This is a genomic window from Prochlorococcus marinus str. MIT 9302 (genome assembly GCF_000759975.1).
Classification (GTDB): domain Bacteria; phylum Cyanobacteriota; class Cyanobacteriia; order PCC-6307; family Cyanobiaceae; genus Prochlorococcus_A; species Prochlorococcus_A marinus_M.
In genome coordinates, this window is record NZ_JNAM01000010.1 from 23865 (window position 1) to 44103 (window position 20239).

The 20239-nt window shown below is 31.5% G+C and carries 28 protein-coding genes, 2 tRNA genes and 1 pseudogene; 20 read left to right on the forward strand and 11 right to left on the reverse strand.

Annotation, left to right across the window (positions count from 1 at the left end; genetic code table 11):
• Window position 1 precedes the first annotated feature (1 nt).
• On the reverse strand, window positions 2-187 hold the full coding sequence (locus EU96_RS04405; RefSeq protein WP_032526683.1) for a hypothetical protein: 186 nt from the start codon (window positions 185-187) through the stop codon (window positions 2-4).
• 182 nt (window positions 188-369) lie between these two features.
• Between EU96_RS04405 and EU96_RS10285 the strand changes: the two genes are divergently transcribed.
• The 3 genes from EU96_RS10285 (at window position 370) to EU96_RS04395 (ending at window position 1511) form a co-directional block, all read left to right on the forward strand.
• Complete coding sequence (locus EU96_RS10285; RefSeq protein WP_193741331.1) at window positions 370-513, forward strand: hypothetical protein; 144 nt, start codon at window positions 370-372, stop codon at window positions 511-513.
• An 81-nt stretch (window positions 514-594) separates the two neighbouring features.
• Window positions 595-1062 (forward strand): cupin domain-containing protein, encoded by a 468-nt coding sequence (locus EU96_RS04400; protein ID WP_032526684.1) that lies wholly within the window; start codon window positions 595-597, stop codon window positions 1060-1062.
• Window positions 1063-1133: 71 nt separating this feature from the next.
• A complete protein-coding gene (locus EU96_RS04395) occupies window positions 1134-1511 on the forward strand; it encodes a hypothetical protein (RefSeq protein WP_032526685.1) in 378 nt (125 codons plus the stop codon).
• Between the two features lie 36 nt (window positions 1512-1547).
• On the opposite strand, the gene EU96_RS09800 is transcribed toward EU96_RS04395, so the two are convergent.
• Window positions 1548-1730 (reverse strand): hypothetical protein, encoded by a 183-nt coding sequence (locus tag EU96_RS09800; protein WP_072014697.1) that lies wholly within the window; start codon window positions 1728-1730, stop codon window positions 1548-1550.
• Window positions 1731-1901: 171 nt separating this feature from the next.
• Between EU96_RS09800 and EU96_RS04390 the strand changes: the two genes are divergently transcribed.
• The 4 genes from EU96_RS04390 to EU96_RS04380 are packed head-to-tail and all read left to right on the forward strand — an operon-like array spanning window position 1902 to window position 3164.
• Window positions 1902-2222, forward strand: coding sequence for a DUF3303 domain-containing protein (locus EU96_RS04390; RefSeq protein ID WP_032526686.1), 321 nt, complete (start codon window positions 1902-1904; stop codon window positions 2220-2222).
• 52 nt (window positions 2223-2274) lie between these two features.
• The gene (locus tag EU96_RS0109205; RefSeq protein ID WP_032526687.1) at window positions 2275-2553 is read left to right on the forward strand and encodes a DUF3764 family protein; all 279 of its coding nucleotides are present in this window, start codon (window positions 2275-2277) and stop codon (window positions 2551-2553) included.
• 40 nt (window positions 2554-2593) lie between these two features.
• Window positions 2594-2875: a DUF3303 domain-containing protein gene (locus EU96_RS04385; protein ID WP_032526688.1), complete on the forward strand. Its 282-nt coding sequence runs from the start codon at window positions 2594-2596 to the stop codon at window positions 2873-2875.
• 31 nt (window positions 2876-2906) lie between these two features.
• A complete protein-coding gene (locus EU96_RS04380; RefSeq protein ID WP_032526689.1) occupies window positions 2907-3164 on the forward strand; it encodes a DUF1651 domain-containing protein in 258 nt (85 codons plus the stop codon).
• A 126-nt stretch (window positions 3165-3290) separates the two neighbouring features.
• Here EU96_RS04380 and EU96_RS10545 read toward each other — a convergent pair.
• The 4 genes and pseudogenes from EU96_RS10545 to EU96_RS04365 all read right to left on the reverse strand — a co-directional run bounded on the left by EU96_RS10545 (window position 3291) and on the right by EU96_RS04365 (window position 4843).
• A pseudogene (locus EU96_RS10545) lies at window positions 3291-3482 on the reverse strand (hypothetical protein).
• Between the two features lie 663 nt (window positions 3483-4145).
• Window positions 4146-4373: a hypothetical protein gene (locus EU96_RS04375; protein ID WP_032526690.1), complete on the reverse strand. Its 228-nt coding sequence runs from the start codon at window positions 4371-4373 to the stop codon at window positions 4146-4148.
• Window positions 4374-4634 carry a chlorophyll a/b-binding protein gene (locus EU96_RS04370; RefSeq protein WP_032526691.1) on the reverse strand — a complete coding sequence of 87 codons (261 nt, stop codon included), beginning with the start codon at window positions 4632-4634 and terminating at the stop codon, window positions 4374-4376.
• Complete coding sequence (locus EU96_RS04365) at window positions 4634-4843, reverse strand: high light inducible protein (protein WP_032526692.1); 210 nt, start codon at window positions 4841-4843, stop codon at window positions 4634-4636. Before EU96_RS04365 ends, EU96_RS04370 begins: the two co-directional genes overlap by 1 nt.
• 218 nt (window positions 4844-5061) lie before the next feature.
• On the opposite strand from EU96_RS04365, the gene EU96_RS10290 reads away from it, so the two are divergent.
• Together EU96_RS10290 and EU96_RS04360 are read left to right on the forward strand one after the other, a co-directional pair.
• Complete coding sequence (locus EU96_RS10290) at window positions 5062-5211, forward strand: hypothetical protein (protein WP_193741332.1); 150 nt, start codon at window positions 5062-5064, stop codon at window positions 5209-5211.
• Between the two features lie 198 nt (window positions 5212-5409).
• A complete protein-coding gene (locus EU96_RS04360) occupies window positions 5410-6195 on the forward strand; it encodes an SIMPL domain-containing protein (RefSeq protein ID WP_032526693.1) in 786 nt (261 codons plus the stop codon).
• Between the two features lie 93 nt (window positions 6196-6288).
• On the opposite strand, the gene EU96_RS0109210 is transcribed toward EU96_RS04360, so the two are convergent.
• Window positions 6289-6480, reverse strand: a complete 192-nt coding sequence (locus EU96_RS0109210) for a hypothetical protein (RefSeq protein ID WP_032526694.1) — start codon at window positions 6478-6480, stop codon at window positions 6289-6291.
• A 401-nt stretch (window positions 6481-6881) separates the two neighbouring features.
• Here EU96_RS0109210 and EU96_RS04355 point away from each other — a divergent pair, with 401 nt between their 5' ends.
• On the forward strand, window positions 6882-11204 hold the full coding sequence (locus EU96_RS04355; protein ID WP_032526695.1) for an AAA domain-containing protein: 4323 nt from the start codon (window positions 6882-6884) through the stop codon (window positions 11202-11204).
• A gap of 18 nt (window positions 11205-11222) precedes the next feature.
• Here the strand turns inward: EU96_RS04355 and EU96_RS04350 are convergent, their stop codons facing one another.
• Entirely contained in the window at window positions 11223-12290 is a 1068-nt protein-coding gene (locus EU96_RS04350; protein WP_032526696.1) for a hypothetical protein, read from the reverse strand.
• Between the two features lie 149 nt (window positions 12291-12439).
• On the opposite strand from EU96_RS04350, the gene EU96_RS04345 reads away from it, so the two are divergent.
• Window positions 12440-12895 carry a hypothetical protein gene (locus EU96_RS04345; protein ID WP_032526697.1) on the forward strand — a complete coding sequence of 152 codons (456 nt, stop codon included), beginning with the start codon at window positions 12440-12442 and terminating at the stop codon, window positions 12893-12895.
• A gap of 22 nt (window positions 12896-12917) precedes the next feature.
• Window positions 12918-13076 (forward strand): hypothetical protein, encoded by a 159-nt coding sequence (locus tag EU96_RS10295; RefSeq protein ID WP_193741333.1) that lies wholly within the window; start codon window positions 12918-12920, stop codon window positions 13074-13076.
• Between the two features lie 75 nt (window positions 13077-13151).
• Here the strand turns inward: EU96_RS10295 and EU96_RS09600 are convergent, their stop codons facing one another.
• From EU96_RS09600 to EU96_RS04335, 3 genes are all read right to left on the reverse strand, one after another.
• Window positions 13152-13871, reverse strand: coding sequence for a tyrosine-type recombinase/integrase (locus tag EU96_RS09600; protein WP_241434569.1), 720 nt, complete (start codon window positions 13869-13871; stop codon window positions 13152-13154).
• A gap of 387 nt (window positions 13872-14258) precedes the next feature.
• Window positions 14259-14330: transfer RNA gene (locus EU96_RS04340), tRNA-Thr, on the reverse strand.
• A 10-nt stretch (window positions 14331-14340) separates the two neighbouring features.
• Window positions 14341-14422, reverse strand: a tRNA-Tyr gene (locus EU96_RS04335).
• A gap of 101 nt (window positions 14423-14523) precedes the next feature.
• Here EU96_RS04335 and aroQ point away from each other — a divergent pair.
• From aroQ to EU96_RS04300, 8 genes are all read left to right on the forward strand, one after another.
• A complete protein-coding gene (aroQ, locus tag EU96_RS04330; RefSeq protein ID WP_032526698.1) occupies window positions 14524-14964 on the forward strand; it encodes a type II 3-dehydroquinate dehydratase in 441 nt (146 codons plus the stop codon).
• Window positions 14965-15573 (forward strand): tRNA-(ms[2]io[6]A)-hydroxylase, encoded by a 609-nt coding sequence (locus EU96_RS04325; RefSeq protein ID WP_032526699.1) that lies wholly within the window; start codon window positions 14965-14967, stop codon window positions 15571-15573.
• Between the two features lie 17 nt (window positions 15574-15590).
• Window positions 15591-16346 carry a precorrin-2 C(20)-methyltransferase gene (locus EU96_RS04320; protein WP_032526700.1) on the forward strand — a complete coding sequence of 252 codons (756 nt, stop codon included), beginning with the start codon at window positions 15591-15593 and terminating at the stop codon, window positions 16344-16346.
• Entirely contained in the window at window positions 16346-16831 is a 486-nt protein-coding gene (locus EU96_RS04315; RefSeq protein ID WP_032526701.1) for a DUF1823 family protein, read from the forward strand. The genes EU96_RS04320 and EU96_RS04315 overlap by 1 nt, the downstream gene beginning before the upstream one ends.
• A gap of 74 nt (window positions 16832-16905) precedes the next feature.
• On the forward strand, window positions 16906-18279 hold the full coding sequence (gene der, locus EU96_RS04310; RefSeq protein WP_032526702.1) for a ribosome biogenesis GTPase Der: 1374 nt from the start codon (window positions 16906-16908) through the stop codon (window positions 18277-18279).
• Window positions 18279-19193 carry an energy-coupling factor transporter transmembrane component T family protein gene (locus EU96_RS04305; protein ID WP_032526703.1) on the forward strand — a complete coding sequence of 305 codons (915 nt, stop codon included), beginning with the start codon at window positions 18279-18281 and terminating at the stop codon, window positions 19191-19193. Before der ends, EU96_RS04305 begins: the two co-directional genes overlap by 1 nt.
• 18 nt (window positions 19194-19211) lie before the next feature.
• Window positions 19212-19478, forward strand: coding sequence for a PII-interacting protein PipX family protein (locus tag EU96_RS0109220; protein WP_032526704.1), 267 nt, complete (start codon window positions 19212-19214; stop codon window positions 19476-19478).
• Between the two features lie 3 nt (window positions 19479-19481).
• Window positions 19482-20117, forward strand: a complete 636-nt coding sequence (locus EU96_RS04300) for a YggS family pyridoxal phosphate-dependent enzyme (RefSeq protein WP_032526705.1) — start codon at window positions 19482-19484, stop codon at window positions 20115-20117.
• Window positions 20118-20239 lie beyond the last annotated feature (122 nt).

Sequence of the window (20239 nt, forward strand, 5' to 3'; positions counted from 1 at the left end):
GTTAGAACCACCATTTCCTGTAGGGCTTTTTTAAAAATAAGATTTCTTCTTTCTCCCATCCACCCTCCAACCACTCAAGATGCTCAAGCAATAAAGATTCACTTTCTCTTTTGCTTAATTGCCCAATTCTATTTGCAATACCATCAAACCTTACTTTCATCAATTCTTCAATCTTGACGTTATTCATAGGTTAAACAGTAAATTTTTTCTACTCAAACTTGTATAGATTTTTTTGTCAAGGATTTAATTTTATTTTTATATAAGCAGTTCTCAAATATGTATTAAATACAACTTTTTAAAATAGATAGTAATTAAGACTTATTCACATAGATTTAATTAAAGATTAATTTATATAAAAATACATTAATTATGAATAAAGAAGAAAAAGCAAAGCAAAAAACTATTTTAAACGTGGGCTATTGTGAAACCACCTCTGAATGGATTAATAGAATTATTACTGAACTGGCAGATGAAAACAAGAATTTTGTAGACTTGTCAGTTATTTGCGCTTAAGTTTTTGATAACTTGATTTTATTTTGATTTATTTTCAAGAAGCTATTAACTTAAGATAAATTTAAAAGATATTTTTGTGATGTGAATCCTAATAAAAAAAACATAGAAATAATTAAACAATTTAATTTATCTCCTCATCCTGAAGGTGGATGGTTTAGAGAAATAGTAAGGAGTAAGAATTCTCTAATAAGGGAAGACGGCCAAATAAGAAACCTTATTACTGGAATTTATTATCTTTTGGAGGGAGATGCAAAAAGTGCTTGGCATAGAGTAAAAAATGCAGATGAAATTTGGATTTATCTTAGAGGTGATCCTTTGAATTTATGGTGTCTAGATAATGATAATAAGTTAATTAGAAATTTAATTTTAGATTCTAATAATCCCGTAGAAATGATTCCAGCTGGATATTGGCAAGCGGCAAAAAGTGCAGGAGAATTTACATTGGTGAGTTGTTGTGTTGGTCCTGGGTTTGATTTTAAAGATTTTGAATTGCTAAGAAATACAAATCATATTTCTAGATTAGATAAAGCAATTAATGATCTTATTTAAAATATTTTTTCGTTTATATTTTTGAAATTATCCTTTAGATTTATAGGGCTGCTTAAATCAATGTATTTGGGATGAATCAAAATTCTGTCAAAACAATTGGTATTAATGATGAATCAAGAAAAGATTCATACTTAGTATATGTAAATCAGGTTGATGGATTAAAAGGCATTCTTAATAGGGATTTTGAAGAATGGTCAAATTTTGATAGTTGGGAAAGTATTTCAGTTCAGCAATGGATTTTTTCTAGGGCTTTGGAGGTTTTCAGATGTATGAAAATTGATATTAAATGCGATTGTTGTGAACATAATGATTTAATCCCAAATTATTCTGAGAGCATTAAAAAAGAAAAATGCTTTGGTAAAAAAAGTGCTTACATGATTGAAAAAGTTGTAGATGAAATTGTATTAGCTAAGGCAAGAAGAGAAAGTGATGGAACATATTCTGCATAAGATTCATAAATATCTATGGAGTGAAAAATCTTTTACTTACCAGTGAAAATTATTAGAAGAACCAATCGTTAAATTTCTAGTGGAAATCTTATGGAACTTAAAGTGTACCGAATCACTGAACTCCTTTTCATCTGAGTAATTCACAAGATCTACTGGGTCGATGTTTTCATCGAACCATGCATCATATTCAATATGGTTTGGTTCAGCAAAATAACTCATATCCAATTAATAGCTAAAGAAAAATTTACAAAAGGTACATTCAATACCAAATAAAGATTATTTTTTTAGCTAATTCATATTGAAAAAGGCTTAAAAATCTAAATTTAAAGATAATTTAAATGTTTTTTAAATATGGTTTCTAAATTGAAATCACATTAATGATTTTTATTTATGGCTTACTATCACGTTCATGGACTTATTCCAGATGGAATTTCTCAGTCCGAAGGTTACAAGATGTTTGAGCAGTATATTGCTTCCGGTGCACCGATGGATAATTTTGATGGATTTGAATTAGTAAGTAGATTCCATGCGCCTGAAACAGGAGAGGTTTTTGTTACTTTCAAGGCTGAAAATCACTTAGCAATATCTCAACATTTTGGGGTTTGGAGAGCGAAATTTGGTCTTGATTGGAATATTACTGCTGTTTTAAATGATGATGAGGTTATTCAAAGAAACAAACAAGTTGCTAATGCTGTTGAAGCAATGGGATAATTCAATTGATTGACAGTCGATCTAAAATAAGGAGCAAATAGCTCCTTTTTTTATGTCTATTGAAACTACTGTTTTTACATTCAAAATAAGTGTCCCTTTTAAGGAATGGGCTGCAGTTTATGACAGCCAAGAAAATATACAAATGAATAAAGAAAGAGGAATTGTTTGCTTATATAAAGGTGTAAAGAAAGATGATCCAACCAGTGTAATTCTTATTGAACAGGGTGAAGAAGGTAAATCAATAGTTATGTTTGAAGATCCAGCAGTGAAACCATTAATTGAGAGTGCAGGTCATATTTATGATTCGACTGTCATATCAAGTTATTTTTAAATTAAGAGTTCTAAAATAAGTTTTAATTATTTTTTTATTTGTGCTTCTTCTAATTTCTTATAAATTTAATGATTCAAACTCCCAAGAAAAGGGATCAAAAATGCTAAAGAAATGGTATGACAACGGAGGGCCACAAAATATACCAAGGAGTTATGACCTTAAATCTAGGATTTTTCTCCCTCAATATGGCAATGGTTACTCTGTTGTAGATACTGATTCTTTAAAAACTATTTGGCGAAAATGGCAACCTTGGAGAGGATTATTGGAGTTTACTATTGAACTTTGTGCATGTTTAGATCAAACGGTGGCTCTATATTGTTAATCAAATGCGTTCTAGTTTTACCTTTTAATTAATGGCTAAATCTCATTGGTTGATTAATCCAAACAGGACAGAAGTAAAAAGGTTTATAAAAAACGATAAGAGTGTTGATGGAGTTTTTGAGTATATGTTTGTAGATACTGGAAAAATAGTTGGTGTGTTGGGAAAAGAGCCGCCTTTAATGATAACAACGATTTCTGTAGATATAGATTTAGCTAGAGAAATTTATGAAAGGTTAATCTCTCAGGGATGGAGTAAAACTGAAGAAGTTTGGTCAAAAAAAGAGAGCTAGATCTCTACTCTAGGAATCTTTTTAGTTAACTTTTAACTCAGGGAGTTTTTTTGCCTTTAAAAATCATCAGCAAAGGTATACCAATAATCATTAGGCTTCCATCAATTAATAAAAAAGTATTGAGATTCATTTATCAATTCCTTCTGGGATATCCCATTTAAGGGGAATCCCCTTTTTTACTGAATGTTTTTTCATATCATCCATTTATTTTCTGATTTTGTTGTTGTAGGCTAACTATTCTTGATCATCGGAACCTAGACCATAATTCATTGTCGCTGCAATATAAATTCTGTGCATTCTGTATGAAGATAGTGCCATAATTAAATGCTATGAAAATAAAGGACTTTTGGATTATCCTTTACTAAGATACAGAAGATTTGAAAATAATATGAATCTTAAAAATATAACCACTTATAAATTAAAAATTAGTAATAAATTTTCAATTACTGAATCCTTAAATTTTAATAATTTTGGCGGTAGTTGACCTAAGGGCTATGCCCTCGTTGGGACTTGAACCCGAGACCTCTCACTTACCAAGGGAGTGCTGTGATCTATCAAGAGTCCAGTTAAATATCGGATTTTTTTTATGGCTCCCTAAGAATCTAGTGCTTTATGAGTCAGATTTTTATCAACTAATGCAATAGGGATTGCTGAAAGACCTACTGCAAAATAATCTATTGCGTTTAAATTTTTTTACTGATTTTGAGTAGATATTAGCTGTAAGGATTGCTCCAAAATTTACTAAAACTACAGTCAAGACCAGTAGCTCGATAGCGAGGTTGGTCATAAGATTACCCTCCTTAAACTTATACGAAAACTCTATAACGACTTTGTAAGTATTGAATAGAGTTTAAATTCTTATTTTTGGGAGTCTAAATCTTTTTTAGTTAGTTGCTTTTTTCCCCTTTGCAATCATCACTACTGGTACTAAGAGATAGGTGAAGAAAGAGATTAAGAAAATGTCGATGTTCATGGATTTCACTATAAATTTTTTAAATCTTGCTCTATTTTCTCAAGTTTTTTGTTTAGTTCTATTTTCTCCTTCAATAGAGCTTTTTTCTTTAACTGAAGTTCTTTGTTAAATGGAGAATTGAAGTACTTTTTGTAAGCTAGAAAAAATACAGCCAGTGCTACAACAATCCCTATCGCGCCAATTATGAGTATGGGCGAAGATGGAAAATCGTAGAATGGTACAGAGAGTAAAAGCATTTAAACGAAACCTGGAATTATTTGGCCTGTTGTTAAGTAGGCTCCAACAGCAGCAATTAATCCAAGCATTGCGAATCTGCCATTAATAGTTTCTGCAAGAACTTTTTCTTTTTCGATTGTTTTTACTTTAGGGTTTGAATTTGTCATTGGATTTGAATTTAGATAGTTTAAATTTTCGTTTTGAAATTGCTTGGTTAGATAAGCAACGAGGACAGCTGTGAAGAATACCATTACAGCTAAAAAACCTGAAAGAGGAGACATTAAAAAATACCTGGAATAATTTGGCCTGTAGTTACATAAGCTCCCAAAAGTGCAACTAAACCGATCATTGCCCAACGACCATTAATTTTTTCTGCGTTTTGAGGATATCCATCGTAAGAAACAGATTGATCAACATAAGGACGAGGCTCAGTTGGAAACATATTTTGCCTTCCGCCTGATTCTGTAATTATGTATGAAGAATTAGTCATTAAGTTAAGTAATTTAATTGTTAACAAACGTAACATCCTTATTAACTAATGTAAAGAAAAAGGTTAAAAATATGTGTAATTCGGTACTTTTAAAGCAATATTGATACAGATCCGTAACAAATAGTAATTTATTTTTAAAGTTGAAGCTAATAATTAAAAGATCATGGAGATATGAAAAAGCTTCCTCGAATTTGTTTTTAATTGATCAAAATTAGAGAATGACAGATCCTATTCTCTACTTGTCAATGATCCTTGGGCTGGGAGGCGTTTATGTCTTAATTGCCTCTTTCAATGATGATGACGATGACAGTGATGATGATGGTGAAAAATATTTATTTAATCTCGAATATGCAAAGGGGGGAAGATAGCCTTAATAATACAAAAATACTTCTTGCGGAATGTTATTTCATTTGGCAATATTAGTAACCGACTCCAAAATTGGCACATCCGAGTTGGATGTTTCCATTAATGGCCAGATAGAACTGAAGGAATAAAAGTCAGGGATTTTCTAATATTTTTCTTTCGGTTCAGCTGTTAAAAAGCTCCTACACACATACTGATAAACAATGAAAATTATTAAGAGACTCAGGTCGCTCCCTGGCGATTCTCTGAGTGTTATACGCCGCACTCCGCCACTTGTCTTCGCAATGGCAGTCTTATCTCTCGGAGGTTTTATAGGCGCCTCCACGGTCCTTGTGAGAGGGTTCAGAACGGTTGAGAATACTATCACTGTTACAGGTGCAAGTACTGAAAGTTTTGAGAGTGATATTGCAAAATGGTCAGTCCAGGTAAAGACCTCAGGTAAAACTCAGATTGACTCATTTACCAAGCACAAGGAGTCCATTAATAAGACAATGGAATTCCTTAAAGCAAATGGAATTGAGGACAGCATAAAGCAGGATGTTTATCTTGGACCTGCGAGTATCAGTGAATATAAAACAAGGAATCCCAAGACTAATGAAATCATTAGAACTGAATGGATTACTTATCAGAATATTGAGATTGAAAGTAGGGATGTTTATAACATCCAGAAGACTCACAGTCAGATAACAGAATTGCTTGGGAAAGGGGTAAGGGTGAAACCAAGCCGTCCTGAATTCACCTATTCAAAGCTGGCTGATAAGCGCGTTGATATGCTTGCGAAGGCAGCAAAGGATGCCAGAGTTAGGGCTGAAGCTATTGCTCTTCAGGCAGGTTCTGAAGTAGGTGGTTTAAAGAGAGTGAATACTGGAGTTTTTCAGATAACAGTTCCTAATTCCACCAAGGTAAGTAGTTGGGGATCTTATGACACCACCACCATCAAGAAAGACATCACTGCGGTTATGGGAGTAACTTTTGCTGTTAAGAAGTAACTTAGGGAGTCTTCTTTTTTCCTTTAAGAATCATCAGCAAAGGCAGACCAATAAGCATCAGACTCCCATCAATTAATAAAAAAGTATTCAGATTCATTTATCCATTCCTTCAGGGGTATCCCAATTAAGGGGTATCCCTTTTTTAACTGGTTCTTTTTTCATATCATCCATCTCTTTTCTGATTTTGTTATAGTATGCCAACTCTTCTGGATCATCAGAACCAAGACCATAATTCATGGTCGCTGCAAGATAAATTCTGTGCATCCGGTATGACGATAGTGGCATTACTGAAGACAATCTCTGTTAAATATATATGAATTTAAGACAAAATGCTGGTCTCTGAGAAACCTGTTATTGCAATCGATTACGAAACCCCTTCATAATACACAGGAAGAAGGCGGAAAAGAAAAGAAATTGAGTGGGGACTACTTACTGGATGTGTGTACATCATCATTGTAAGGACTGAAATAAACCACTCTCAACAACAACTAAACTACTTATATTTGATACGTGGGTATGTGTTTAAACACATAATGCACGTACTGTATGTAGGTCCCTAAAGGTTGAGTATTAGTATGTTTTGACTAATACTTTATCCTTTAAAAGTTTTTGACAATTCGTACTCTGAAGTTGATAAATATTGTAGATTCAATAATAATAAAACAAAAAAAATTTGTTTTCTGTAAATGGATGAGAATAAAATAAGACCTTATTTTAGAAATTCAAATAGTGAACTAATTAGTATTGGTGAATCACTCATAAGGCAGAAAAATAAAAGACAGCTTATTTATTTAAAAGAGGAAATTAGTTTTAGAAAAAAAGCTAATTCAATTAAAAAACTTCAAATAATAAGAGAAAAAATAAATATATTTTTAGAGACCTTATCTTATGAGGAAAAAAGTAAGAAGAGTTTCTTAGATAAATCATCAGAAGAATCAGATAGTATTCAATCGAGAAAGGCAGATGAGATGAAATTTAGATCATCTTTTCAATCAAATTTAAGGACTAAGAGAGAAGATAAACCGATTTCGGATTTTAAAAATATTTCTAAACCAATAAAAGAGAAAACTAATGATGAAAAAATTAATCGGACAGAAGAATTTAAAGAAACTAAGCCAAGTGAATATAGTGAAATTGAAGATGATGTGAATGATCTTGATAAACCTAAAGTTAAATCAAGGGAAATTATTATTCCTGCTGGTTTCTCTTCAATTAAAGACTATTTAGTTTACAAATTAAAAAATAATACTTCGCAAAATGAAGATCAAAAAGAAAATAATGATGACTCTCTATCTAAAAACTATACAGATCAAGAAAAAAATGTATTTGAAAAAATAAAATCTTGGGCAGACGAACTAGTAGATTTGTCTGGAAGAAATGACTTGATAAGTTTTAGACAAACAAAAACCACTTCCTATATCCCATCTGATGAAATAGTTGAATCTCTTTTAAATGGAGATTCAGTAAGTGTTTCCGATTTAGAGGATCTTGAAGCTGAGGGCAATATTAAAGGTTCTGTAAAAGAAGCTATTGATAATTATGAGCAGTATGGAATAGAGGTTTTTAGTCTTATATCTGGCTTCGCAATCTGGAAATCTGAAATGGTTAGTAATGCATATTCCCCCTTGCTTTACTACAAATTATCTATTGATAATCCGAAAGAAAAAAGAATAAAGAATATTACTTTTTCAATAAAGAATATGGAGCCTGAAGTTAACCCTGCTTTAGTACTTCATTTGAATAGAAGAATGGGTGAAGAAATTAGTGATGATTTATTGAAATTGGCTCAGCTTGAAGGAGAAGAAATGGTAAGAGGATATCTGCTAGAAGAAATTTCAAAAGACCTTGAATTCGAAATAGAAGAGGGTTATGCAATGAAAAACTTGCGTTATTTAAAATTTCCAATGGTTAAAGATATTTTGTCTGCTGGCGATGCTTTGATGAATAATTTATTAATTACGGCACTAGCTGGAGATAGAAATTCTATGCGAAAGCTTAAAGATGATATTAAGGATGTTGATATCAATGAACCAGATTATATTCCTCCTGCGAATGAATTTCTTGTTCTTGATGCAGACTCAAGCCAAGAATTTGCTATAAATTCTGCTCTAAAAGGACAAAATCTTGTAATTGAAGGACCTCCAGGGACAGGTAAAAGTCAAACAATTACAAATTTAATTTCTAGCTTGATAGCACAAGGTAAAAGTGTTCTGTTCGTCGCAGAAAAAAGAGCAGCTATTGATGCTGTAAAAAAAAGGATTAATAAGGTTGGACTGGAAGATTATTTTTTAGATTTGCATTCCATAGATACCTTTATAAAAAGACCGGCAGAATCATTCAGACAACAACTTGAAAGTATATTGAGCTATCGAAAAAGAAGAGTTCAAGAGAATAATAATTTAACTAGATCGAGAGATATTCTTGTTTCAAGAAGTCAAGCAATGAAAAGCAAAAAAAATATTTGGAATGCTTCTTATCTTGATGTTTTGAATCTTGCGATTAAAGCAAAAAAAAATAATGATTTTGCTCATGATATAACTGATCAAGAAATTGATAATCTTAATCCTGAATCTTTAAAAAAGCTAGAAACTTTATTAGCAGAATTATCTAGATTATCTTTAGATATTTTTGTAGATGAAAGTTTTCCTATGAGATTATCATTCCTAGAATCAAAAATAAGGACTCCTTCTCATATTCAAAAAATTTATATTTCAATAGATAATATTAAAAAAAATATTTTAGAAATTTATAAATGGAGACAATTCCAAAATGAAACCAATGAATCAAATACTGATTCATTAGAGAAGATATATAAAATTGAAAATTCAGTTTCAGAAGTTTTGTCTAATCAAATTTTAGATTTGAGTAAAGATTTTATTCTTGAAAAAGAAAAAATTAATTATTTAAGAAATATTTTTAGGAAAAATTTTATATTTAGATGGTACTTTTTTCTCCGTGATAAATCATATCGAGATTCACTATCGATTTTTAAAAAAATAATATTTAAAGAAAAAGAAAAAAATTATGAAAATATTTTTAATGGTTTAAGAATTCTGGATATTAAGAAAAATCTAGAATTAGAAAAAGTCAAAATTATAAATTCATCAAATAATATTTTTGAAGTGATCAATTTATTAAAAGAAAATTTATCACAGTTGAACAATTTCTTGGATAAGGAATTAAACCAAAATTCAAGCATTGAGAAAATAAAAAAAACCAATGAAATACTTCAGAAAAATAGAGAATTAATTCCTAATCTTATAAAAATTAACGAGCTTCTAAATGAATTGCTTGACTTAGGCCTGTCACAAGATAATTTATTCGAAAATATTTTAAAAGATTTTCAAAATGGATTTTCATATTCCAGAATTTTTCAAAGAGTTACTCTTGGTTGGTGTGATTCAGTAGAAGAATTAATGAGAATTGAAAGTCCTTCACTTTCAATTTTTAATAGAGATTATCTTGATGATATTGTTGATGAATTCAGAAAGGATGATTCAGAGCATATAGAAAAATCTTTCGTCAGGATAAGTACAATTTTAGATAATAATGCTTTTGATTCATTAAATAATAATCCCAGCGAGACTCAAATTTTAAGGCAAGAATTAGCGAGGTCTAGGAAGTTTAAACCTGCAAGAGAGTTATTTGAGAAAGTATCAAACGTAGCAAAAAAGCTTAAGCCCTGCTGGGCTATGAGTCCTTTAGTTGTTTCTAAAGTAATGCCCTCTTCAGAACCTTTTTTTGATGTAGTTATTTTTGATGAAGCTAGTCAGATCGTTCCATATGATGCAATTACTTCAATTCTAAGGGGGAAACAAACTATAGTTGCTGGTGATTCCAAGCAATTGTCACCTACTTCAACAGCATTCTTCGCTACTGGTAATGATGTAAATTCAGTTGCAAATAGCGTTGATGATGATGGATTTAGTGCGGTTGACGAAACTGAATCATTGCTTGATGCAGTAAAGGAGGCTTTACCTCCTGTTTATGGAACTAAAAAACTTTTATGGCATTATCGTTCTGAAGATGAAAGATTAATATCTTTTTCTAATTGTCATCCAGAACTTTATCAAAAGAAATTAATTACTGCTCCATCGGTTTCATCAAATCCTCCATTTATATATCATCAAGTTGAAGGTGATTTTAACGAGATTAGTGGTAAGTCTCCCGAGGCTGAATGTAGAAAAACTATTGAATTATCTATAAATCATTTAAAAACAAAGCCAAATGAAAGTTTAGCTGTAATTGCTTTTGGTGCTGAGCATGCAAGAAGATTAGAAAAAGAATATCGAAAACAAACAGGAGATGAAGATTTTTCAATAAGTCCTGAAGATCGACCAGAGGAGAAATTTATTATTCGTCATTTGGAAACTATTCAAGGAGATGAAAGAGATGTTATTTTTCTATCAACCGGATATGGACCAAATAGTGCTGATAAATTACGTCAGAATTTTGGTCCTATTAATTTAGATAATCCAAAATTCTTTGGTCTTAGAAGATTAAACGTAGCAATTACAAGAGCAAGAAAAAGAATTGAAATTATTTCTACAATTGATCCATATAAATATGATGATAATCAATTAAATCAAGTTAGTAAAAAGGCTTTTATTCAATATTTGAGATATGTAAAAAGTGGAGGAACTGATCTTGGTGATTTATCAATAGAATCGGTTCCAATGAATGCATTCGAACAGGATATATATGATTCATTAATTGATAGAGGAATAGGACTTGTTCCACAATATGGCGTGTCTGGATATAGGCTTGATTTTGCGGTGCAACATCCTAAAGAAAAAGGTAAATATATTTTGGCAATTGAGGCCGATGGAGCTACATATCATTCATCTGATACTGCAAGAGATAGGGACCGAATAAGACAAAGTCATCTTGAAAGATTAGGATGGAAATTTCATAGAATATGGTCTCGAGAATGGTTTAAAAATAAAGAGCAAGAAATTGAAATAGCTTTAATTGCAATTAAACAAGCACTAGATGAATATGATTTATAAATTAAAATTTTAAATTTTTTAATTTTTTTCTAAAAAATTCAAGGCTAAATTTTTCAGGTTAAAAAATTTTAATGGAACAATATATTCATTATTTTTTTCTTCAATTAACCCAAAAATATAATAGCCTCCTAACCATCCAATAGTTCCTCCTGATTGATAACCAATACTAATTAAATATGCTTCCTTACATTTATTAGTTAATTGTTTAGCTAGTTTATTGCATGTTTTTAAATCTATTTTTTTAAGTATTTTGTAATGTGGTTTGAAATGATCATATTTTTTATTTTTTTCATATCGATTTTTCAGATAAATAAAATTATTAAATGCAACTAATTCATATTTTTCTGATTTCTTCTTTCCAAATCCATTTTGAAGAGACCATTTAAAGCAATCATTTAAATTTGTTGTCAATGAATAAACATAATTATTTCTTCCTTTTATGTGAGTTGGATGTTCAATTTGATAATTAATAGGAATTGTTTTGCCAATATATTTCCCAGGACTAGTTTTAAATTTAATTTTGTCTTTAATTTTGAATTTCTCTGAATAAAAATTTATTTTAGTATTTTCAAAATGACCGAAGGTTGGTAAGCAAGTTGGAGATATTATTCCTTTTTTAGTTCTCCAACCCACAATATTATTATCTTCAAAGTTTTCTTGATTTACACCGTTAATTGATTGAATAGACCATTTACCTGATGGAGTCAAATCATACCAAATTAAACCATCTGCTAATTGGAATCCTCGCCATCCTAATGAATTGCAGGGAATCTTACTTGTAGTAATTTTTGATACCCATTCTTTTGGGAATATTTGATCGAAACTTTTACTTCTTAAATATGCTTTTCTTGGTCCATTTTTTAGTTCATCAATTAAAACTATTTTGTAAATACCTTTTAGATCTTTTTTGGCCAATAAATTCTGTATCTTTCTTCCGAAGTCATGAGCTTCTTGCATTTCATAGTACTTATAGTTTTGATTATATTTTTTTTCATCACAAGTTTGGCTTATAGGAATTTTTGTTTCTGTTTTTATTGGAAGAGGAATAGAAGATAAAACGAAAACTATCAGTAACTTAAAAATCATTTAGGAAATTGTTTAAAATTTTGCGAAATTTATTTTGCTAAATATATCCTCTTTTTGTAATTGAAACATCTTTATTTAAAAAACGCTTTTAGGTGTAGCGAATTTTTATTTTGTGATTTATGACATAAAAAAACATAAATTATTTTGATATGTCTTTCAATAAAAATAAAGGAAAAAAAATTGGACTTTGGCCTTTAGTTGGAGTATTCTATGGACCAATTATTTTTTCGATTCTATTGGTATGTTTGCCAAAGATAGAATGGAAATATGTTTTTGAATCTAATAAAACTAAAGTTGCCCGTCATCATAAAAAAGCAGAAGATAATGGATTACCCGGCATACCTTATTGGAGAAACTCAGGATCATCAGCAATTCTTTATTTAAATAGAGATGGAATCGCATATGCGATGTGTGGTCCTGATTTCTTTTGCTCAGAAGAATTGAATGCAAAAAAAGGTATTCATTTTGTGCCTATTAGTGGTGTAGCTAGAAGAATCAATAGCAAAGTTATATTCGCAGAAGAGAGCTACTGGTGTGATAGCTATGATATAAATCATGCAGGAAAATGTAGATCAGGTGGATGGGTGAATGTTTCAGAAAGATAAAATTAATTAAAAGATTTTTTAAATGAAGAACTTTCGAATATCAGGTTTGGTAGATGATAAATACAGAATAAAAATTAATCTTTTGGCGATCTCTCCAGATCATGCTATTAAAGTTTTTAAGCAAAAATATCCTAAGGCAGATGATATTTATGTAATACAGAACTTGTTCAAAAAATCTTGAATTTTCATCTAAAAATTCTCTTTCGTTTTATACGTCGAATCACTTTGAATACCCCCCAGGGTTGAAAGTTATTAATTAAAAACTTAATTGATAGTGACTGTATCTCATCAACATTTTTATATCTCTGTGTCCACTGCATGCGCTTATCTCCAAAGCATTCATTCCTGAACTCCACATTCTGCTTATGGCTATATGCCTTAGATCATGAAATCTGAGAGTGTTAAGCTCTGCCCTTTTTCTAGCTTTATCAAATCCATTTCTTGCGGCTCCTTTTGTAATAGAGAGTACTTTGCCTTCTTTGCTTTCAAAACTTCTCAGTAGCTTTTTGGCATTTGATGGTAATGGAACAATACTTATTGAATTTGAACCTCCTCTTGCGGCACATTCCTTTCTTTGAACATAGATTTTGTTTTTCTTTAAATCGATATTTCTCCATGCCAGGCTCAGAAGTTCGGAGCGGCGAAAGCCAGTTGCCAATGCAAGCTTTGTGAGTCTCAGATGATTTGGGTTGGACATCTGAGACAGTTCAAACAGGAGTCTTTGTTCGTCTTCATCAGTGAAAAAGGGTGCTCTTGCATCTCCTGTTCCTCTTACTCTCAGATGCCTTGCGGGGTTGCCTTGTATTTCTGCCCCTCTTTCATCTCTTGCCCAATCAATTAATACACGTAAAATTCTCAGTTCTCTCATCACTGTATTTGGTTTTACCTTCAATAATCTTTCATCTCTCCAGACTGCAAAATGCTTTATCTGCAGATCACTTAGTGGAATATCTCCCAGCCAGCTTTCTGCCGTCACCCTAAGAGGATATTTTTCATTCTCCGCACTTCGGTGCAGCAGCAGCGGACCATTTAAATAGTCATTGATTGCATCCCCTAGAGTGATGGGTATATTCGGAAAAACCTTTTTTGTTCTCTCTTCAACTGCATTTGCCCATGATTGGGCCAGATCTCTGGAAAGAAAAGTTCTTGACCTTGGGGCCTACATAATTCTTCCTTCTGATAAGGACCTGCCAGCCGCTACCGCTTCTTCTGATTGTTGCCATTTTGGTGTCATCGTTTGTGTGATGCACCTTCAGATATCTGCCTTTAAAACAGAAAAGTGGACCCGTAATCGGACATCCACTTCTGAATAATTTCTTTGTGCGATAGTGGTAATCACACTGATACCACGCTATCCCGCGAGTGCCCTCGTCGGGACTTGAACCCGAGACCTCTCCCTTACCAAGGGAGTGCTCTACCGCTGAGCTACAAGGGCAATTTTAAAGTGGGCCGGGTTGGATTTGAACCAACGTAGGCAGAGCCAGCGGATTTACAGTCCGCCCCCTTTAACCACTCGGGCACCGACCCCCACTATTTGAACTTATCAGTTAATGGTCACTTTGTGTGAAAATGTTTTGGTTTTTTTGCTTCTTTCTAGATAGCATTTAATAGAAAAGACTTTATTGATGATGAATATACTATTAATAAATGGACCAAATCTAAATCTTTTGGGTACTAGAGAACCTGAAATATATGGCAATAAAACATTGAGTGATATAGAGAAAGATTTAACTAAAGTTGCCCACGAAAAGAGTATTAATCTTGAATGTTTTCAAAGTAATCACGAAGGTGAAATAGTAGATAAAATTCAGGAGTCTGTAAAAAGTATCCAAGGTATTCTTATAAATGCTGGCGCTTTCACTCATACCTCTATTTCAATTAGAGATGCTTTAATTGGATCAAAAATTCCATTTGTAGAATTACATATTTCAAATATCTTTAGTAGAGAAGAATTTCGTAAAGAATCTTTTCTTACAGATAAAGCTATAGGAATAATCAGTGGATTCGGAATATCAAGTTATTCCTTAGCTCTTGAAGGAATCATTGGATATTTAAGTAGTAAAGATTAAATGCTAGTCGATTTTAAAAGGCCTTCTTCTCATATTAAATATTTATCCTCATTAACCTCAGATGAGTGGATCAAACTCGCATTATCTAATCCAATAGATATTCTTATTGACCATGCTCATTGTGAAAGAAAAGCAGCAGGAGTGGCTATTCAATTGATGTTCAGATATCCATCAGAACCAAATCTTGCAGAAGTTCTAAGTCCAATAGCGAGAGAGGAATTAGAGCATTTTGAAAAAATACTTTATTTTTTAAAGGATCTTGGACATTCTCTTGAGTCCTTAAAACCGCCTCCATATGGAGCTGAATTGTCCAAGAATATAAGAAAGGAAGAGCCAGATAGAATGCTTGATAGTTTCTTAATCGCAGGACTTATTGAAGCAAGAAGTCATGAAAGATTAAGCTTACTTGCTCTTAATTCTAGAGAAGAATCTTTTAAAATTCTTTATGAATCTTTGCTTGAGAGTGAGGCAAGGCACTTTGGAATTTATTGGAAACTAGCGCAAACTAAATTCTCTAAAAATAAAACTTTCAAAAGGCTAGAAGAATTGTCTCAAATTGAGTCAGAAATTCTTTCTGAGACTTGTATGATGCCAAGGGTCCACAGCTAAAAATAATAAATTTAAGAATGTTAATAAAAAAAATTTTGACAGTATTTAAAGATTACAAAAGTGATTCGGCATCATTTAGTATCGTTGGTGTTGGCCCTGGAGATCCATCGCTTTTGACAATTGCTGCTGTGGATGCAATAAAAAAAGCGAAAGTTATAGTTTTTCCAATATCAGATGATAATAAAAAGAGTTTCGCTGCAGAAATAGTCAAGAAATACACCAAATTTAAAAAAAATATACCTATCATCTTTCCAATGGCTAGGAAGGATTTTGATCCTGATGAAATATGGTCTAACGCAGTAGAAAAAATTGTGAAATTTATAAAAAATGGTGAATCAGTTGTTTTACTTTGTCTAGGAGATACCTCAATATTTGCAAGTTCTTCTAATATTTTGAGGATAATAAAGCATAATTATCCAGAAATCATTACCAAAACCATACCTGGTATTTCTTCTCTATCAGCAACAGCAGCTTTGAATGATTTTGATTTAGTTAAAAAAGGTGAGACTTTAATAATCAAAGAGTGCCCCTCTTCCAATTCAGAATTAGCATCCTTAATTAGGGACAGTAGAGAAAATAAAACGGTCTTGGCCATTATGAAAATTGGGAAACGATGGAATTTAGTTAGGGAAACTTTAAAAAAAGAGGATATTTTCAAAAAATCATTAATTGCTTTGAGTGTTGGTACGCCTGATCAAATTATTCAATATGCATCCCAATATAATAAGGACGTTATGCCTTATTTTTCTTTGATTTTGATAAGGTTCGATTAATGCATAAAAGAGAAAAATTCGTTGATAATCAATTTACATGGCCAATATGTAAAAAACTATTATTTCTTATTCTTGAAGATAAGGTTAGTGATTTATTTGTTTGCGAATTGGTTTGGGAAAGACTTTTTTATACTAAAGAACTACCTGTAAATGATTCGGTCCCTAGTGCATTAACTCCTACTTATTGGTCAGAAAAATTTGTAAAAGCTCCTCAAATCATTTCAGAGCGAATAGCATCAGTACATTTGACTAGATCCATTCCAAAGGAACATAAGCAGGGACTGAAAAATTTTCTTAATTTTAAAGGTTATAAGATTAACGAACTCTATCCAAGAAGAACTAGAAGAGCGACCGCTGTAAATTGGTTGATTTATTGGGCTATAGAGAATAATTGTTTTTCAAATGATAATGATGTTATTCCAAGCCCCAGTTCACCGCCGATTAACCCAGCAAAAGGACATTTTGGCGATCCAGAAATCAAATAAATTTTTTTGAGTAAGGTAAATGATTCTATTAAAGGTATAGTTGTAATGGATACTACTTTCTTTGGATAGAAGAATTGATTCTCCCCACAATAGCAATTATCGGAAGACCTAACGTTGGGAAATCTACCTTGGTGAATCGTCTTTGCCAAAGTAATGATGCAATAGTATTTGATAAACCTGGTGTTACAAGAGATAGAACTTATCAAAATGCGTCATGGGGAGGTAAAGAATTTCAAATAGTTGATACTGGAGGTTTAGTTTTTGATGATGATAGTGAATTTCTCCCAGAGATAAGAACACAAGTTTTCCTAGCTCTAGAAGAGGCTGCACTCGCTTTACTTGTAGTAGATGGAAACCAAGGTGTTACTGATGGTGATTTATCAATAGCAAAATGGCTAAGAAGCTCAAGCTGTAAAACAATTGTGGCTGTTAATAAATGTGAATCGACTACTCTTGGAATCTCTTTAGCTTCAGAGTTCTGGAAATTAGGATTGGGCGAACCTTACCCTGTTTCGGCTATTCATGGTTCAGGAACTGGCGATCTTTTAGATCTAGTTATTGGCGAACTTCCTGAAAATAATATTCAGAATGAAGAAGAAAAGATAATGATGTCAATTATTGGTAGGCCAAATGTTGGTAAATCTAGTTTGTTAAATTCAATGTCTGGAGAAAAAAGAGCAATAGTTAGTGATATCAGTGGTACGACAACTGATTCAATAGATATGCTTATTAAGAAAGGTGATAATCAATGGAAAATAGTTGATACTGCAGGTATTAGAAGAAAGAAAAATGTTAAATACGGCACAGAATTCTTTGGTATTAATAGGGCTTTCAAATCTATTGATAGAAGTGATGTTTGTGTGTTAGTAATAGATGCTATAGATGGAGTAACTGATCAAGACCAGAAGTTGGCAGGGCGAATAGAAGAACAAGGCAGGGCTTGTATAATTGTCGTTAATAAATGGGATCTTGTAGAAAAAAATAGTTCAACAATTTATCAAGTAGAAAAAGAACTTAGATCTAAACTTTATTTTTTACACTGGTCAAAAATGATTTTTATATCTGCCCTAACTGGTCAAAGAGTTGATAATATTTTTGAGCATGCTCTTAATGCTGTGAATCAACATAGAAGAAGAGTTACAACATCTGTAGTTAATGAAGTGCTTAAAGAATCTATTAGTTGGAAAAGTCCTCCAACTAAAAGAAGCGGCAAGCAAGGTAGGCTTTATTACGGTACTCAAGTGAAAAATAAACCTCCTACTTTTACTCTTTTTGTAAATGACCCTAAATTATTTGGAATAACTTATAGAAGATATATTGAAAAACAAATTAGATTAAATTTAGGCTTTGAAGGCACACCTCTAATTTTACTATGGAGAGGGAAACAACAAAGAGCATTAAATAAAGAAGTAGAAAAGGAAAATATTGAGTTAATTCAAAAAGATTAATGAATTTATTAACCAAATTTTCAGTTGGTCAATACGTTTATGGTAATAGAAGTTGGCTAAGAATTATAGATAGTAGATTAAAAATAATTATAGTAATGATATTTTTAATCACTCCAATTTGGGCAGGTCCAATATGGAGATTGAGTTTAGTGGTTTGTTTACTATTAATTACTTTTTTAAGTTTATTGCCATTTAGAATATGGTGGCGATCATTATTTTTCCTATCATGTTTATCGTTATTAATTGGATGTATATCAATATTTGCTTCTTCTGATATTCTCTCTCTTGATGGCTACTTAAGAAATCCCAACGAGTTACAAGTAGTCTTGGAAAATTATAAAAAATGGAATATTTTACAAATTCCTTCCCAGAGCATATGGTTTATAAATTTTGGTCCTTATAACTTATCAAGAAAAGCTCTTGAACTAGGAATTAAAACCTCTACTTTGATATTTACTGTCATTCAAAGTGTTAATTTGATGCTTTTAACTACATTACAAGAAGACATTGTATGGGGATTAAGTTGGTTTCTTGATCCATTAAGAAAAATTGGGTTGCCAATTAGTAAGTGGCTTTTTCAATTATTGATCGCATTACGTTTTATTCCTTTAGTACAAGAAGAATTTCAAAATATAATTACATCAGTTTCAGTTAGATCAATAAATTTTAGAAATTTAGGATTAAAGAAATCCTTTAATGTTTTATTAATTTTAGTGGAGAGGTTTTTTCAGAATATATTTCTGAGAATTGATCAAGGAGCAGAATCATTGCTCTCTAAGAAAAAAATTAATATAAAAACCAATAGATTTAAAACTTTTTATCCTTCAACATCTCTTAATGTAATTGTTAATACATTATCGATTTGTTTTATTTGCATAGCAATTTTTCTTAGAAAACTGTATGGTGCATTATAAATAACACAATATTTTAGTTTGAGTTCCGAGCGTTATTTAAACCATCCAACATTTGGAATGTTGTACCAAGTATCTCCGGGCAACGATGGGAGAGATATCTATGCGACTTTATACGCTCAAAAAATGTTTTTTTTGGTGGAAATTAGACAGAGAGAAGTTTTTTTTGAAGTAATACCTTATTTAGATGCTCGTAATCAGGCAGAATTAAACCTTCAAAGAGCTAGAAGAGCAGGATCTGAAGATCTACCTAAATGGGAGAATTTATTTACACAAACTTTTTTATAAAAGGTGAATCCTTCAAATTATTTAAAAATAAAAAATAAAATCCCATCAAATGTAAATATTCTTGCCGTAAGCAAAGGATTTGAAAGTCAAGAAATCATGACTATTCAAAATATAGGCCAAAATGATTTTGGTGAGAGTAAGTTTCAAGAGGCTTTTGAGAAGCAATTAATCCTGAAAAACCTTAAAAAAATAAAATGGCACTTTATTGGACGAATACAAAGTAATAAGGTAAGAAAGATAGTGCAAAATTTTGAATATATTCATTCTGTAGATTCATTTGAAAAGTTGAAAAAGATTTCAGATATCTCATATCAAGAGAAGAAAAATCCATTGATAATGTTGCAGGTTAAGTTGAGTGATGATCCTACTAAAGGAGGATTTAATCCAGAACTTTTAATATTGAAATGGAAAGAAATTAAAGAATTGAAAAATATCACATTAACAGGTTTGATGACTATTAATCCTAAAGGACTTAGCTCCAAAGAAAATATAGAATTGTTTAAAAAATGTCGCTCCCTAGCTGATTCACTCCACCTTCCAGATTGTTCAATGGGAATGTCAGGGGATTGGGAAGAAGCTATTGATGCTGGTTCAACTTGGTTAAGGTTAGGATCATTAATTTTTGGTGATAGATCCTAATTAGTAATTTTTTTATAAAAATCTTATTTATAAACTTGCAGTAAAGTACAACTAACGTTATTTAAGTATAGGTAGTTTATTCATTTTAAAAATGAATCTATTACTTAAGGTTCTTAAACCTT